Consider the following 13,713-nt stretch of genomic DNA (forward strand, 5'->3'; position numbering starts at 1 on the left):
GCCGGCGAACTACTTCACATCGGCCTTGACGAATTGCCGGAGTTCCGGCGTTTGCGGATTGGCGAAGAGCTCGGAAGAACGGCCCTGCTCCCAGATCTTGCCCTTGTGCATGAAGATGGTTTCAGTCGCCACGCGGCGCGCGAAAGCCATTTCATGGGTGACAAGGATCATGGTCATGCCGTCCTTGGCGAGGTTTTCCATGACGGTCAGTACTTCCTCGGTCAGTTCCGGATCGAGCGCCGAAGTCACCTCGTCGAACAGCATTACCTTGGGCCGCATGGCGAGCGAGCGGGCAATCGCCACGCGCTGCTGCTGGCCGCCGGAAAGCTGGTCGGGATAGGAATCGAATTTCTCCGACAGGCCGACGAGCTGCAGAACCTCGCGGGCAATATCTCTCGTTTCCGATTTCGCCACATCCTTGACGATGCGCGGCGCGAGCATGATGTTTTCGCCGACCGTCAGGTGCGGGAAAAGATTGTAGCTTTGAAACACAATGCCGACATCGGTGCGCAGCTTGCGCAGCGCCTTGGCATCTTCGCCAATCGCATGACCGGCGATTTCGATGCGGCCCGAATTGATCTTCTCCAACCCGTTCATGCAGCGCAGCAGCGTGCTCTTGCCCGAACCCGAGCGGCCGATGAGGGCGAAGACTTCACCACGGCCGACCGAAAGCGACACGCCTTTCAAGACTTCCAGAGCGCCAAAGCTCTTGTGAACGTTTTCAACGATTACTTCCGGCATGAAGCCTCCTTTCCAGCCAACGCGACAGCTGGGACAACGGGTAGCAGACGATGAAATAAAGCACGGCCACGGCAACGAAGACGCGGAACGGCTGGAACGTGGCATTGTTGATGAGCTGCCCCGCTCTTGCCAGTTCGACGAAACCGATGATCGATGCGATGGACGTATTCTTGACGACCTGAACGGCAAAACCGACGGTCGGCGGCAGCGAAATGCGGATCGCCTGCGGCAGGATGACGTAACGATATTGCTGGGCGCGGGTGAGAGCGAGCGATTCCGATGCTTCCCACTGCTGCTTCGGCACCGCCTGGATGCAGCCGCGCCAGATTTCCGCGAGATAACCCGACGTATAGATCGTCATCGAGGCGCCGGCGGCGAAGAGCGGCGGCAATTCCAGTCCGGCAAGGCTGAGGCCGTAATAGGACAGAAACAGGATCATCAGCACCGGAATACCCTGGATCACCTGAATATAGGTGCCGGCGGCAATGCGCAGCGCCTTGAAATTCGAGGTACGGGCGAGCGCCACGAAGAAGCCGACGATGCCGCCGCCGATCAGCGCAATGATCGTCAGAAGCACGGTCCATTGCAGGGCGGTCAAGAGGAAGCCGAATTCGTTCCAGCCGAAAGTTCGAAGAGTCATGACTGCACCTCCGGCAAAGCGGTCATCGTCTTGCGCGCCACGCGGCGACCGAACAGCCACATGCCGACGAGGGCAAGAATAAGCCGCAGGGAAAGCGCCAGTGCCAGATAGATGAGCGTGACGACGATATAGACCTCGAAGGAGCGATAGGTCTGCGATTCCACGAAGGCTGCGGCGGCCGCAAGTTCATGGGTGGAAATAGCCGAACATATGCTCGACGCCAGCATCATCAGCACGAACTGGCTGCACAGCGAGGGATAGACCTTCGCAATAGCCGGCACGATAATGACGTGGCGATAAATCTGATATTTAGTGAAGCCGAGCGCCTCGCCCGCCTCAATCTGCGACTTGTGAACAGCCTCGATGCCGGCGCGGATGATCTCCGTCGAATAGGCCGCAAGGTTGATCGTCATGCCGATCAGCGCCGCCGTATCTGCCCCTACCCTGAAACCGAGGCCTGGCAGGCCGAAATAGACGATGAAAAGCTGCACGAGAAACGGCGTATTGCGTATGACTTCCACATAACCGTCCACGATGATGCGGACGATGCCGCCATTGATGGACCGCAGCGAGGCCAATAGAATGCCGAAAGCGCAGCCGAGCACAATGGAGAGGACCGACAGCTTGATCGTCAGCCATATGCCGTTCAGAATTTCATTCTGATATTGGGCGAGCGCGCCGAATTGGAATGTATAGGACATGCGTCACTCCGTTGACATTTCCCGGGCCCGCCGGAAGTTTCCCGGCGGGCGCGTTGAAAGGCTCAATCAGAAGCTTGGCAGTTGCGGCAGCGGACGGCCGGTCCACTTGACCGAGATGCGGTCGAGATCACCCGACATCTTCATGAGGTAGATTGACGTGTTCAGCCACTGGCGCAGCTCGAAATCCTCAAGCTTGGTCGCCATCGAATTGCCCTGCTGGAAGAAGGTGAAACCAACCTGCAGACCGGCTTCCGGGCGCTGCTTGATGATCGCTTCGCCAACCGTGGACGGCAGGGCGACAGCATCCACCTGACCGGCAAGCAATGCCTGTGCGCTGGTGGAATCGTCTTCGTAAACGACGATTTCGAGACCTTCGACATTGGCCTTGCGCAGCGCGGTTTCCTGCGAGGAGCCGCGATTGACCGAAACTCGCTTGCCCTTGAGGCTTTCGAGGTTTTCGAACTTCTGATCCTTGCCCGAGATGATGTCCATGTTGAACGCGCTGTAGGGCTGCGTGAACATCACGGTCTTGGCGCGCTCACCGGTCGGAGCGAGCGTCGCAACAAGGAAATCGACCTTGCCGGTCTGAAGGGCCGGAATACGCGCGGGCGGTGTCAGCGGCACCAGTTCCACCGGCAGCGACAGGTAAGAGCCGATGAGATTGGCGACATCGACGTCGTAACCGGAAGGATTGCCCTTCTCATCCACCATGCCCATCGGCGGCGCACCGGTCAGAACACCAATCTTGACCTTGCCGCGCGCGGTGATCTCGCTGAGCGAGACGGCTTGGGCAGACGTGGTGGCGGCAAGCGTTGCTGCTGCAACACCGACGGCAACGGTCATGTTCTTCAGAAATCTGGATATGCTCATGGTTTCTCCTCCAACCTTATAGTGGCTGCCCAGAATGGAACAGCGGCCTTGCGCAAACCGAAAAATGTTCTCGATAACATTTTAACGCGATTGACTAAAAACTCCTCCCAAGAAACTGCGAAAGCACAAAACCAGATGAATTTCCCATGAAATTCAATGATTTCGGCTGGTTATCGATTTTCCTCTGTTCGACACCGTTTCACGTTCTTGGCAGGATCAATAATGCATGTTATCGGTATCATTGCAAGTCCGATCTACAGAACTGTTTCGGGTCGGCAATCATTCGGGAGGAAACATGTATACACGCTCGGCAATTTTCGAAGGCAGGATTCACCCTGGCCGGGAGGAGGAGTTTTTCCGCATCGTCGAGGAAAAGTTGCTGCCGGTCTGGAAACGCATGCCGAATGCGCAGGCCGTGCGGGTGATGCGCACCGAGCGCACGGACCCGGACGCGGCCTCGATCATCATGGTGCAGGAAATCGACTATCCGTCGATGGAGGCGGTGGAGGAAGCGCTGGTTTCCCCCGTCCGGCTGGAAGGTCGGGTGCTGACGGATGAGATGATGAGCATGTGCGACGGGCGCTTTTATCATCTGGTCTATAGCCGCGTCGCATAAATCCGGTGCACGCCGCATCGATCTGCAATCATACGGCGTGCTTTCCCTTATTGTCTTCGTGTATGTCTTGTCCTGAACCGGTTCTAATTTAGGGAGACATGCTTTGGTGGAGCGCACGCCCTTGGCCGCAGCGTTAGTCACGTCAAAAAAAGCTACCATGAGCGATGTCTCGAAACTCGCGGGCGTCTCCAAGATGACCGTTTCGCGGGTGCTGGCCGATCCCGCCCTGGTGTCCGAAGAGACCCGCCAGAAGGTGATGAAGGCCATCGAGAAGCTGGGCTATGTGCCGGCCCGCATCGCCGGTTCGCTCTCTTCCCGCCGCACCAATTTCATCACCGCCATCCTGCCGACGCTCACCAACTCCAACTTCGCCGATAGCGCTCAGGGGCTCGCCAATGCGTTGCGCGCCGCCGACTACCAACTACTGATCGGCTACACCATGTACGATCTGCAGGAAGAAGAACGCGTCATCCGCACCATGATGGAGCGCCGTCCCGATGCCATCGTCGTCGCCGGCACGGTGCATACCAAGATGGCGAGCGAGGTGCTGATGCGCGCCGGTATCCCGATCGTGGAAATCTGGGATGTTCCCGAACACCCCATTGACCATGCGGTCGGTTTTTCCAACTACGAAGTGGGAAGAACTGCCGCCAAGCATCTGATATCGCTTGGCTTCAACAAAATCGGTGCGCTCGGATCGAGGGCCGATGGCGATGTGAAGGACTGGCGCGGCGAAAGCCGCCTGCTCGGTTTCGGCGCGGCCCTGCGTGAAGCGGGCATTGCCGACGATCTCATCATCCGCGAAGGCAGCGCCCCGGTCTCCTATGACCACGGGGCAAAGACCCTCGGCTCGCTGCTGGCCAAGGCGCCCGATGTCGAGGCCATCTTCGCCGTGTCGGATATTTCCGCCGTTGGCGCACTGATGGAATGTCATCGAAGGAAAATCAGTGTCCCAGACCGCATTTCCATCCTCGGCTTCGGCGATTTCGATATCGGCCGGCAATGTTATCCGGCGATTTCGACTATCCGGGTCGATGCCCAGATGATCGGCCGCAAGGCTGGCGAATTGCTGCTTTCGATATTGGAGCCGGAGAAGGGTGCCGCTGTTCCCGAAGGGGCGCGGGTGGATGTCGGATTCGAGCTGATCGTGCGGGAAACGACGAGGCGGTTGAACGTCTAACCCTATTGGAGGGAGCGGGAGCCGCTTGTTTCTTCTCCCCGAGGGGGAGAAGTCCGCGGCAGCGGGATGAGGGGGCAAGCTCTCCGAAATCCGGCAACGGTGCCCCCTCATCCGACCCTTCGGGCCACCTTCTCCCCGGCAGGGAGAAGAAAGACGCGGCACCGCCGTGGTCTCAACATTTCCCCTGAGTGACCCGTAAAGCCCCTACCGCGCGCCCCAGGTATCCGTCAGCCGATACCCCTCCGGCCAAGGGTCGGACGGATCGAGCATGTGCTGGTGAATGCCGGTGATCCAGCCGCGGCCGGAAATTTCCGGCAGGATGGCCAGACGGTCGCCAACCTTGGTGGTCCCGAGAATGCGGCCAGTAAAGGTAGAGCCAATCAGCGAAACCGCCGTCAGCGTTTCGCCCTCCTTCATTTCGCCTCGTGCATGCAGCACGGCCATGCGGGCTGAAAGCGCTGTGCCTGTCGGCGAGCGATCCACCTTGCCCGGCTGGATGGCGACGGCCGCACCTGCCCGCAAGCCTTCAGCCGTGCGCTCCACCTTACCGGCAAACAGGCAGAAGGAAAAATGCCGCCAGTCCGGGTTCTCGGGATGGTCGAAGCCCAAAGCCTTGTTGGCGGCATTGGTGATGCGCACGCCAAGGCGGGCGATCTCATGCGCCTCTTCCGGCTTCAGGCTGAAGCCCATCGCTTCCGCATCGACGATGACGAAGCTGTCGCCGCCATAAGCGGTATCCACCTTGAGCTTACCCAGACCTTCGACTTCGAGATCCACATTAAGTTGTGCGGCAAAGCTCGGCAGGTTCTGCACGAAAATGCGCTCGGCCTTGCCGTTGCGGCATTCGGCGCGCACCTTTACCAATCCGCCGGGAGCCTCCAGGAGCATATGGGTTTCCGGCTCCTGCATCGGCACGATGCCGCCATCCAGAAGCACGGTGGAAATGCAGATGGAGTTGGAGCCGGACATGGGCGGCGTATCTTCCGGCTCCATGATGATGAAGGCGGCATCCGCGTCAGGATGTTTGGGCGGTACCAGCAGGTTGACGTGGCGGAACACGCCGCCGCGCGGCTCATTGAGCACGAAGTTGCGCAGGGTTTCATCACGGGCGATGAAGCGGCTCTGCTCCCAGATCGTCTCACCCGGCGGCGGCTTCACCCCGCCAACGATCACATCTCCCACCTCGCCTTCCGCATGGGCGGAAATCACATGAACTGTCTTGATACTGCGCATTCATTTATCCTCACGAAAGCCAGGAAGGAAGACGGGAAACAGCATGGCCGGTCAGCGCGCTGCCGACGCAATCGGCAAGGCTGCCGAAGCGCACCGCGCGACCACTGAGGCCGGGGCCGTAATGGGCGTATTTGCCTGAATTGGTCATGAGCGCACGGGTCTTCGTCGGGAAAACCGGCTCGGAAATGGAGCACCAGCAGAGATCAGGCAGCACCTGTACGCCGCTGTCCTTCAATCTCCGCAGCGTGCCGTCCTGCACAGCAGCATCGATGACATGCTGACCGGCGGTGACGATGACGGCGACATCCGCGTGACGCCGGCGGCCGGCAAATTCAGCCGCAAGCGCTTGGCACTCCTCCAGCGAGGCATGCGGACTGCCGATGGCGACGAGTTGAACCTCTTCCGGCCCTTCGTTGAGCAGCGACCAGCCGGCGGCCATGTCAGCCAGCGAAATGGAGACGGTGTCGGCAGTTTCGAGAGGGGCAAGACCGGCTTCCGGCGTTGCGCCCTCTATATGCAGCATGGCCGCAGCGGAGGTGGTGCCGAAAGCGGCGCAAAGCGCCTTTAGATCATCCCGCGACGGCTTTGCGGGGCCAAGGCCGCGCAACAGGGGAATGCAATCGGGGGCCGCCTTGCCCGCCAGATAACCGACGAGCGGCCAGAAGGCATCATCCACGCCCTGCGGCAACGCCACATCGACGATGCGCTGAGGACGGCGATTTTCCTCCAGATAGACGCCGGCCAGCGGCGCCCTGCCCGTCAGTGCGATGCAGAGATCGAGAAAATCCGGATGTTTCGCCGTACGCGCGCCAAGAACCGTATTGGCGAAGATCACAGCGTTCGACTCGGCCCAGGCGATCATGTCGCCGGCCTGCGGCGCGCTGTCGAGCAGGTAAGGCGAACAGGTGAAAGTCGGGCGACAGCCCATGCGCACATAGGCATCTGCCAGCCTTGCGGCCGGATCGCCGAAATCCTCCGCCATGCCCTGTGAACGCCAATGCGCCTTGTCCACGGAAATGGCGTTCATGGTCGTCGGCACCCGAACCTTCGCGCCCATCTCCGCCATTTTTTCCGCGAAGGTGAGATTGGCGGGGCTGGCGTAGATACAACCGTCAATATGGCCCTGCGTGACATCGACAAGCGCCGACGCCCCTTGCTGGACGGCCATGGCGACGGTGATGCGCATGGCCTGCTGCACGGCGATGCCATCGCGCCCTTCGAGCATGGCCCGGTCGTCGTCCCGAAGATCGAGATGCGCCGTCGTCGGCGGCGTGACGGAAATGGATACGCCATCGGCTTCGATGGCAGTCTCATCGATACGGACATGAGCGGCTTTGGAGAACCGGGCGAAATTTTCCGCGTCAAGCCGCAGCACCGGCAAAGGCTTGCCGAACATTTCAGCGGCGATCAGCGCGCCAAGCGTCAGCACGTCCTCGGCCTCGCATAAGACCAGCGCCGAGGGAGCACGGCCCGTCAGGATAAGATCGAGCAGCACGCCCGAACCCGTGCACGAACCGCGGCTGGTTGGCATGAACAGCACGCCGCCGGTAAGACAGACACCATGCAACGGGTGGTGCACGTCGATCACCCTGCCAGTGGCGGGATCGACCCCACCCCAGAAACTCAGCGCTTCGGTCGTCGCAATCACGGGACCTTCGGCCGAACCGGCCAAAATACTGCGGGCTTCAGGAACGGCTGTTGTCGAGAGGGAAGAAGACATCGAAAATCTCCCTAAAGCATTTCCAGTAAAAGTCGTAGCGGTTCTACGCCCGGAAAATGCGTGAAAAAAGAACTCGAGAATTTTTGCGTTTCGGAGAAAAGCCAAAATTCTCTAGAACCGTTGCGGCGAAAATGCCCGTGTATCGATGGCGGGTTTTTGCCCCGTCAGTAGATCGGCGACGATGCGGGCCGTGCCCGCCGACTGGGTCAACCCCAGATGCCCGTGGCCGAATGCATAGACCACCCGCGCCGTGTGCCGTGCTTGCCCGATGGCCGGCAGGCTGTCCGGCAGCGAGGGGCGAAAGCCCATCCACTGCTTGCCGCCTTCGGTTTTCAGGCCCGGCAGGAAGGCTTTCGCCTTGGTCAGCAGCGCCTCGGAACGGGCGAAATTCGCCGGAAGCTCGAGCCCGCCCAGTTCCACGGCACCGCCAACGCGGATACCGGAGGAAAGGCGGGTAACAACAAAACCATGGCCGCCGAAAGTCACCTGCGTGCGCAGATCGAAGGCGCCAGACGGCAGGGTTGTATTATACCCCCGTTCGGTTTCCAGCGGAATTTTTTCCCCGAGCGAACGGGCGATACGATGCGAAAAGGCGCCGGCCGCCAGCACCACCTTGGCGGCCTTGCGGGTGCGCCCATCATGGCTTACCACCTCGACACCGTCTTCTAGTGGTCGAAGCGAAGCGATATCGAGGCATTCGATACGCCCGCCGATGGTGCGGAAATGATCGGCCAGCGCCAGCGTATAAAGCTTGGGGTCGGCGATGGAATACCAGCCGGGCGTAAAGGTGCCGCAGGTAAAACGCGGCGCGATGCCGGGCTGTATCTCGGCCATCTGTTCGGCATTGAGATGCCGGAACTCGATGCCGTGACGTTCGCGCGCCTTCCAGCCGGCAAGCGAGGCTTCGAATTCCGCCTCGCTTTCATAGACCTGAAGGTTCCCCTCCTTGCGCAGCATCGCAATCGTGTCCGTCTTTTTGAGGAACGGCTCCAGCTCTGCCTTGGAAAGGTCCATCAGCGCCGTCTGGGCGGCGGTGGAATGTTCCACCTTCGAAGCGGCGCAGGCCCGCCAGAACCGGAACATCCACGGCGCGATCTTCAGCGCATAGGCCGGCGGCACGCTGAGCGGCCCGAGCGGATCGAGAAGCCACTTCGGCGCTTTCCAGAGAATGCCTGGCGATGCCAGCGGGAGAATATCGGTGAAAGCGAAGGCGCCGGCATTGCCGGCGGACGCGCCCGCCGCCGGTCCTTCACGGTCGATGACCGTGACCGACAGGCCGCGGCCCTGCGCCGCGATTGCTGCCGAGAGGCCGACAACGCCGGCCCCGATGACGATGACATCATTGGCTGGCATTACCGCACGCTCGCCAGAAACTTCTGCGTTTCAGGATGCTGCGGTGCGCCGAAGAGCTGATCCGGCGTGCCGATTTCCGCCATGACGCCCTGATGGAAGAAGGCGACGCGGTTCGAGACATCGCGGGCGAAGGCCATTTCGTGCGTGACGCAGATCATCGTCATGCCCTCATCCGCCAGCATCTTCAGCGTATCAAGCACTTCGCCCACCAGCATCGGGTCGAGCGCAGACGTGACTTCATCGAACAGCATATATTCCGGCGACATGGCAAGCGCACGGGCAATCGCCATTCGCTGCTGCTGACCGCCCGACATGCGGTTCGGATAGACCTTCAGCTTTTCGGCAAGACCCACATGGGTCAGTTGTTTGACCGCAATCTCTTCGGCCTGCTCCTTCGAGATACCGAGCACCTTGCGCGGCGCGAGCATGACGTTTTCCAGCACCGTCAAATGCGGAAAGGCGTTCCATTGCTGGAAGACGATGCCGACCTTGCGGCGCAGCTTGTTGAGGTCTGTCGATTTGGCGTGCACCTCGGTGCCGTCGATGACGATCTTGCCGCTGTCGATCGGCTCAAGGCCGTTGATGCAGGTCAGCAGGGTCGATTTGCCGGAACCGGAGCCGCCGATGATGGTGACAACCTCGCCCTTGTTGACGGTGAGGTTGATCCCTTTCAGAACCTCCAGCGGGCCGAAGGATTTGCGGACGTTTTCGATCTCAATCATTGGGGGACCACCGTCTTTCGAGATACCCGCCGAAACGGGCGATGGGGAAACTGATAAGGAAGTAGATGGCGCCGCAGATCATCAAGATCGTCAGCGGCTCCTGCAGGCGGGTGACGAGGATCTGCGAGGCACGCAGAAGTTCGATGAGGCCGAGCCAAAGAACGAGCGCCGAATCCTTCATGACACCGAGCGTGAGCCCGATCCACGCCGGCAATGACACGCGCGTGGCGAGCGGCAGCACAATGTAGCGCATGTCCTGGGACCAGGTCATGCCGAGCGACCGGCAGGCGCGGCGGGGGTTTGACGGGACTGCTTCGATGCCGCCGCGCACGATCTCGGGGCAGGAGGCAGCGGGATAAAACGACAGAACCACGCAGGACGTTGTGAACGGCGGCCAGCCGAGCTTTGCGATCGACTGGAAGGCGTTGCCGAGAACAAGCTGGATCAGCAGCGGTACGGAACGGAAAATATCCAGAACGAAGGTCAGCGGCAGCGACCAATAGGGTCCGAACTGGAAACGGATGATGCCGAAGATGATACCCAGAATAGTGCCGGCCGTGACGGCAACGGCGGTGACGGCAAGCGTCATGCCGGCACCCTTGGCCAGGAAAGCGAGATCACTCCAGGTGAGAGCGGTTTCAAACATGGCTCACCTCTCTCAATAACGGAACAGACGCGCGGCCAGCAATCTGGCGGCGAGCGTGACGATTTTGGCGATCACGTAATAGATGACCGCGGCGAGCGCGAAAAATTCGAAAGTGCGGAACGAACGGGCGTTCAAGGCCTGCGTGACACCGGCGAGATCCGTATTCATGCCGACGGTGACACCGAGCGAGGTCATGAGGATCGCCCAGATCATCTGGTTGGTGGCAGGTAGAAACGCAACGCGCAGCATTTGCGGCAGGATGATCAGCCGGAAGGTCTGCATCGAGGTCATGCCGAGCGAACGGCCCGACCGCGTCTGCGTATCCGGTATCGCTTTCAGCGCGCCGCGGAAATTTTCCGTGAGATAACCGGCATTGTTGAAGGCGATGCCGACCAGGAGCGCCGTATAGGGGCTGAGGTGAATGCCGAAATTGCCAAGACCGAAATGGGCCATGTAAATCTGGAACAGCGCCGGCGTGTTGCGGGCGATTTCCACCCAGACGGCGGCGAAAGCGCCGAGAATGCGGTTGCCGGAGAGCCGGCACAACGTCAGCACGATGGCGCAGGAAAGACCGATCACCATCGACAGAATGGCGATCTGCAGCGTCACCACCGCACCGTCCAGAAGCTGCGGCAAAGCCTTCAGCGCCTGATTCCAGTGGAATGTATAGTTGAACATGAAGCGTCCCGCCTTTTCAGAAACGATCAACGGCGCGACCATTTTGACCGCGCCGTTTACGAAAAGTCCTGATCAGCGATAAACGCCGTTGACGGTGAGCGAGGGAACTTCGCCGCCAACCCATTTTTCATAGAGTTCGGCGTAACGGCCGGTGCGAACCTGCTGGTTGATGAAAAGGTTCAGATAGTTGATGAAGCCGTATTCATCGCGGTTGGTGAACAGCGACACGTAGTCGATGTCATAAGGCGCCTTGCCGACGACAGAGACGCCTGCGAACTTGCCGCTCTTGACGGTCGACTGCGCAACGGTGGAGGTGGAGACGGTGGCGTCGATCTGGCCCTGGCTAAGCGCAAGGAACACGTCAGCCTGCGTCTGGTAAGGACGGAACTCGCCCACGCCCCATTCCTTGACTGTCTTTTCGAGCGCGATGGCTTCGAAAGTGCCGGCGGTTGCGCCAACCGTCTTGCCCTTCATGTCTTCGAAGGACTTGATGCCGGACTTGTCGTTGGCGGTGACAGCCATTTCAAAGGCAAAGTAAGGCACGGTCATGCCGACCGTCTTGGCGCGTTCCAGCGTATCAGACGTCGAGGCAACGCCGACGTCGACGCGTCCGGACATCAGCGCCGGAATACGCTCGGGGAACGGGGTCTCGACGATTTCAGCCGTGACGCCAAGCACCTTGGCCAGATCGTTGCAATAATCGACGTCAAAACCAACAGGGTTATTGGCATCATCACGCGCGCCCATGGGCGGGAAATCGAGCACAACAGCGCAACGCAGCGTGCCGGAGGAAATAATGTCGTCGAGTTTGTCGGCCTTGGCCGGCGTAATAGCGAAAGTGGCGGCCAGAAGGCCGGCGATGATGACCGATTTTTTCATTGTTGATTTGCTCCCATCAATTGGTCTGCCTTTGAAGGCGCGGTCACTATTTCCCCATGAAGTCGATAAATCAACACAAAAATACAACGAGTATACAAAAAGAATTTTTGCACGTGCGAACGAGTGAGGCGGCACGGATTGCCCAAGTAAGCTTGCGCATGGAGGGAACAACAGCCCAAGCCCTTGGACTGAAACACTCTTTCCGACACCCAGACGCGCGCCGGCCGGTTTCTTGCGACAAGCACCAGAATGATGGTTAGGGTATCGTCATGTCTAACGGGCTGGCCTTTTGCTCTGACCGAGCTTCACAGAAAAGACCCATTGCAATACTCACACCTTTGTATACTTTATGTATTCAAAATGTGCGAACCCTATCGGAGGACTATGATGAGCGACACGACCACCTTGACCATTGAGGCGCTTTTCCAGCGGGTCGAGTCGATTTTCTTGAGGGCCGGCCTCAACGCCGTGCAGTCGGGAGCGCTGGCGCGCGTCATTACAGCCGGTGAGCGGGACGCCTGCAAGTCCCACGGAATCTACCGTATCGAAGGCGCGCTCCGCACCGTCAAAGCCGGCAAGGTAAAGCCCGATGCGATACCTGAGGTGGCTGAAGACGATGGCACGGCCATCGTGAAGGTCAATGCCCATGGCGGCTTCGCCAACCCTGCCTTCGAACTCGGCCTGCCGGTTCTGGCGGAACGCGCAAAGCGCCTGGGCGTTGCCGCGCTCGTCATCAATGACTGCACCCATTTTTCGGCGCTCTGGCCTGAAGTGGAGGGGCTGACCTCGAACGGGCTCGCCGGTCTGGTAATGTGCCCGAGCTATTCCACCGTCGCGCCGACGGGAGGAACCAAGCCGCTGCTCGGCACCAACCCCTTCGCTTTCGGCTGGCCGCGCAAAGGCACTTCGCCTTATGTCTTCGATTTTGCGACATCCGTTGCCGCCCGCGGAGAGATAGAACTGCATCGACGCGCGGGGAAATCCCTACCCGAAGGCTGGGCGGTCGACGCCGATGGCAATCCGACGACGGACCCCGAGGCGGCCCTTGCCGGTGCCATGTTGCCCTTTGGCGGCCACAAGGGTTCTGCCATCGGCACGATGATCGAGCTTCTCGCCGGCATCATGATCGGCGACCTCACCAGCCCCGAAGTGCTGGACTATCTCGGCACCACCACACTTGCGCCCTTCCATGGTGAGTTGATCGTCGCCTTCTCGCCGGAAGCCTTCGCCAAGGGGCGCCCGGGGGATCCCTTCCAGCGCGCGGAAGCACTTTTCGACGCCATCATCGGCCAAGGCGCCCGCCTGCCCTCCGGCCGCCGCTTCACTGCCCGCGCCAAATCCGAAAATGAAGGCATTACATTGACCGCAGAAGAAATGGCCAGCCTCGAGCGGTTGCTGGAGAATGGTCTGGCGGCGATCTCCTGACTGTGTCGGAGAACAATATACATAAGGCCCACGGCCCGGTGCAGAGTTGCCGACGCCGAGAGAATATCCACTCTTCATCACCAGCTTCGTGGGGATTGTAGCCGGCAAAAAAAATTTAAACGGACAGCCGTGGGACAAGTCCGGGGTGACGTCGAAGCCAAGAAACGCTCAAACCATAAATGCAATAAAGGCCCGCATTTTGCGGGCCTCCAGACTGCTGACAAACCCCTGGCGTGAGCTGGGGGTTTATGATTCATTGGGACATGTTGAAGAAACCTGCTCCTGAACAGACCGCTCTCGAGATGGTGA

General features: G+C 59.9%; 14 protein-coding genes. 3 read left to right on the forward strand and 11 right to left on the reverse strand.

Annotation, left to right across the window (positions count from 1 at the left end; genetic code table 11):
• Window positions 1–9: 9 nt before the first annotated feature.
• The 4 genes from PL597_RS19325 to PL597_RS19340 all read right to left on the reverse strand — a co-directional run bounded on the left by PL597_RS19325 (window position 10) and on the right by PL597_RS19340 (window position 2,952).
• On the reverse strand, window positions 10–741 hold the full coding sequence (locus tag PL597_RS19325) for an amino acid ABC transporter ATP-binding protein (protein WP_089153256.1): 732 nt from the start codon (window positions 739–741) through the stop codon (window positions 10–12).
• Window positions 722–1,381, reverse strand: a complete 660-nt coding sequence (locus PL597_RS19330) for an amino acid ABC transporter permease (protein WP_003521700.1) — start codon at window positions 1,379–1,381, stop codon at window positions 722–724. The genes PL597_RS19325 and PL597_RS19330 overlap by 20 nt, the downstream gene beginning before the upstream one ends.
• On the reverse strand, window positions 1,378–2,082 hold the full coding sequence (locus tag PL597_RS19335; RefSeq protein WP_080793548.1) for an amino acid ABC transporter permease: 705 nt from the start codon (window positions 2,080–2,082) through the stop codon (window positions 1,378–1,380). The genes PL597_RS19330 and PL597_RS19335 overlap by 4 nt, the downstream gene beginning before the upstream one ends.
• Before the next feature lie 66 nt (window positions 2,083–2,148).
• Window positions 2,149–2,952 (reverse strand): transporter substrate-binding domain-containing protein, encoded by an 804-nt coding sequence (locus PL597_RS19340; RefSeq protein ID WP_271366020.1) that lies wholly within the window; start codon window positions 2,950–2,952, stop codon window positions 2,149–2,151.
• A gap of 295 nt (window positions 2,953–3,247) precedes the next feature.
• On the opposite strand from PL597_RS19340, the gene PL597_RS19345 reads away from it, so the two are divergent.
• A complete protein-coding gene (locus PL597_RS19345) occupies window positions 3,248–3,568 on the forward strand; it encodes a hypothetical protein (RefSeq protein WP_003505663.1) in 321 nt (106 codons plus the stop codon).
• A 157-nt stretch (window positions 3,569–3,725) separates the two neighbouring features.
• A complete protein-coding gene (locus tag PL597_RS19350; RefSeq protein WP_271366022.1) occupies window positions 3,726–4,748 on the forward strand; it encodes a LacI family DNA-binding transcriptional regulator in 1,023 nt (340 codons plus the stop codon).
• 204 nt (window positions 4,749–4,952) lie between these two features.
• Here PL597_RS19350 and PL597_RS19355 read toward each other — a convergent pair whose 3' ends face one another.
• From PL597_RS19355 to PL597_RS19385, 7 genes are all read right to left on the reverse strand, one after another.
• A complete protein-coding gene (locus tag PL597_RS19355; protein ID WP_271366023.1) occupies window positions 4,953–5,981 on the reverse strand; it encodes a trans-3-hydroxy-L-proline dehydratase in 1,029 nt (342 codons plus the stop codon).
• 10 nt (window positions 5,982–5,991) lie between these two features.
• Window positions 5,992–7,701 (reverse strand): cis-3-hydroxy-L-proline dehydratase, encoded by a 1,710-nt coding sequence (lhpI, locus tag PL597_RS19360; protein WP_271366024.1) that lies wholly within the window; start codon window positions 7,699–7,701, stop codon window positions 5,992–5,994.
• 111 nt (window positions 7,702–7,812) lie between these two features.
• Window positions 7,813–9,054 carry an NAD(P)/FAD-dependent oxidoreductase gene (locus PL597_RS19365; protein WP_269824344.1) on the reverse strand — a complete coding sequence of 414 codons (1,242 nt, stop codon included), beginning with the start codon at window positions 9,052–9,054 and terminating at the stop codon, window positions 7,813–7,815.
• Window positions 9,054–9,776, reverse strand: coding sequence for an amino acid ABC transporter ATP-binding protein (locus tag PL597_RS19370; protein ID WP_065657687.1), 723 nt, complete (start codon window positions 9,774–9,776; stop codon window positions 9,054–9,056). Before PL597_RS19370 ends, PL597_RS19365 begins: the two co-directional genes overlap by 1 nt.
• A complete protein-coding gene (locus PL597_RS19375) occupies window positions 9,769–10,422 on the reverse strand; it encodes an amino acid ABC transporter permease (protein WP_271366025.1) in 654 nt (217 codons plus the stop codon). Before PL597_RS19375 ends, PL597_RS19370 begins: the two co-directional genes overlap by 8 nt.
• A 12-nt stretch (window positions 10,423–10,434) precedes the next feature.
• Entirely contained in the window at window positions 10,435–11,100 is a 666-nt protein-coding gene (locus PL597_RS19380; RefSeq protein WP_271366027.1) for an amino acid ABC transporter permease, read from the reverse strand.
• Window positions 11,101–11,172: 72 nt separating this feature from the next.
• Window positions 11,173–11,979 (reverse strand): ABC transporter substrate-binding protein, encoded by an 807-nt coding sequence (locus PL597_RS19385; RefSeq protein ID WP_077983916.1) that lies wholly within the window; start codon window positions 11,977–11,979, stop codon window positions 11,173–11,175.
• Between the two features lie 387 nt (window positions 11,980–12,366).
• Here PL597_RS19385 and PL597_RS19390 point away from each other — a divergent pair, with 387 nt between their 5' ends.
• Complete coding sequence (locus PL597_RS19390) at window positions 12,367–13,404, forward strand: Ldh family oxidoreductase (RefSeq protein WP_271366028.1); 1,038 nt, start codon at window positions 12,367–12,369, stop codon at window positions 13,402–13,404.
• Window positions 13,405–13,713: the final 309 nt, after the last annotated feature.

Origin of the sequence: Agrobacterium sp. ST15.13.013 (genome assembly GCF_027956525.1) — a bacterium.
Classification (GTDB): domain Bacteria; phylum Pseudomonadota; class Alphaproteobacteria; order Rhizobiales; family Rhizobiaceae; genus Agrobacterium; species Agrobacterium salinitolerans.

What these genes read in the sequence shown, in the direction of transcription:
- PL597_RS19370 (WP_065657687.1), bottom strand. Translation starts at nt 9,776, where the DNA reads ATGATTGAGATCGAAAACGTCCGCAAATCCTTCGGCCCGCTGGAGGTT.
- PL597_RS19325 (WP_089153256.1), bottom strand. Translation starts at nt 741, where the DNA reads ATGCCGGAAGTAATCGTTGAAAACGTTCACAAGAGCTTTGGCGCTCTG.
- PL597_RS19390 (WP_271366028.1), top strand. Translation starts at nt 12,367, where the DNA reads ATGAGCGACACGACCACCTTGACCATTGAGGCGCTTTTCCAGCGGGTC.
- PL597_RS19340 (WP_271366020.1), bottom strand. Translation starts at nt 2,952, where the DNA reads ATGAGCATATCCAGATTTCTGAAGAACATGACCGTTGCCGTCGGTGTT.
- PL597_RS19365 (WP_269824344.1), bottom strand. Translation starts at nt 9,054, where the DNA reads ATGCCAGCCAATGATGTCATCGTCATCGGGGCCGGCGTTGTCGGCCTC.
- lhpI (WP_271366024.1), bottom strand. Translation starts at nt 7,701, where the DNA reads ATGTCTTCTTCCCTCTCGACAACAGCCGTTCCTGAAGCCCGCAGTATT.
- PL597_RS19385 (WP_077983916.1), bottom strand. Translation starts at nt 11,979, where the DNA reads ATGAAAAAATCGGTCATCATCGCCGGCCTTCTGGCCGCCACTTTCGCT.
- PL597_RS19355 (WP_271366023.1), bottom strand. Translation starts at nt 5,981, where the DNA reads ATGCGCAGTATCAAGACAGTTCATGTGATTTCCGCCCATGCGGAAGGC.
- PL597_RS19380 (WP_271366027.1), bottom strand. Translation starts at nt 11,100, where the DNA reads ATGTTCAACTATACATTCCACTGGAATCAGGCGCTGAAGGCTTTGCCG.
- PL597_RS19330 (WP_003521700.1), bottom strand. Translation starts at nt 1,381, where the DNA reads ATGACTCTTCGAACTTTCGGCTGGAACGAATTCGGCTTCCTCTTGACC.
- PL597_RS19345 (WP_003505663.1), top strand. Translation starts at nt 3,248, where the DNA reads ATGTATACACGCTCGGCAATTTTCGAAGGCAGGATTCACCCTGGCCGG.
- PL597_RS19335 (WP_080793548.1), bottom strand. Translation starts at nt 2,082, where the DNA reads ATGTCCTATACATTCCAATTCGGCGCGCTCGCCCAATATCAGAATGAA.
- PL597_RS19375 (WP_271366025.1), bottom strand. Translation starts at nt 10,422, where the DNA reads ATGTTTGAAACCGCTCTCACCTGGAGTGATCTCGCTTTCCTGGCCAAG.
- PL597_RS19350 (WP_271366022.1), top strand. Translation starts at nt 3,726, where the DNA reads ATGAGCGATGTCTCGAAACTCGCGGGCGTCTCCAAGATGACCGTTTCG.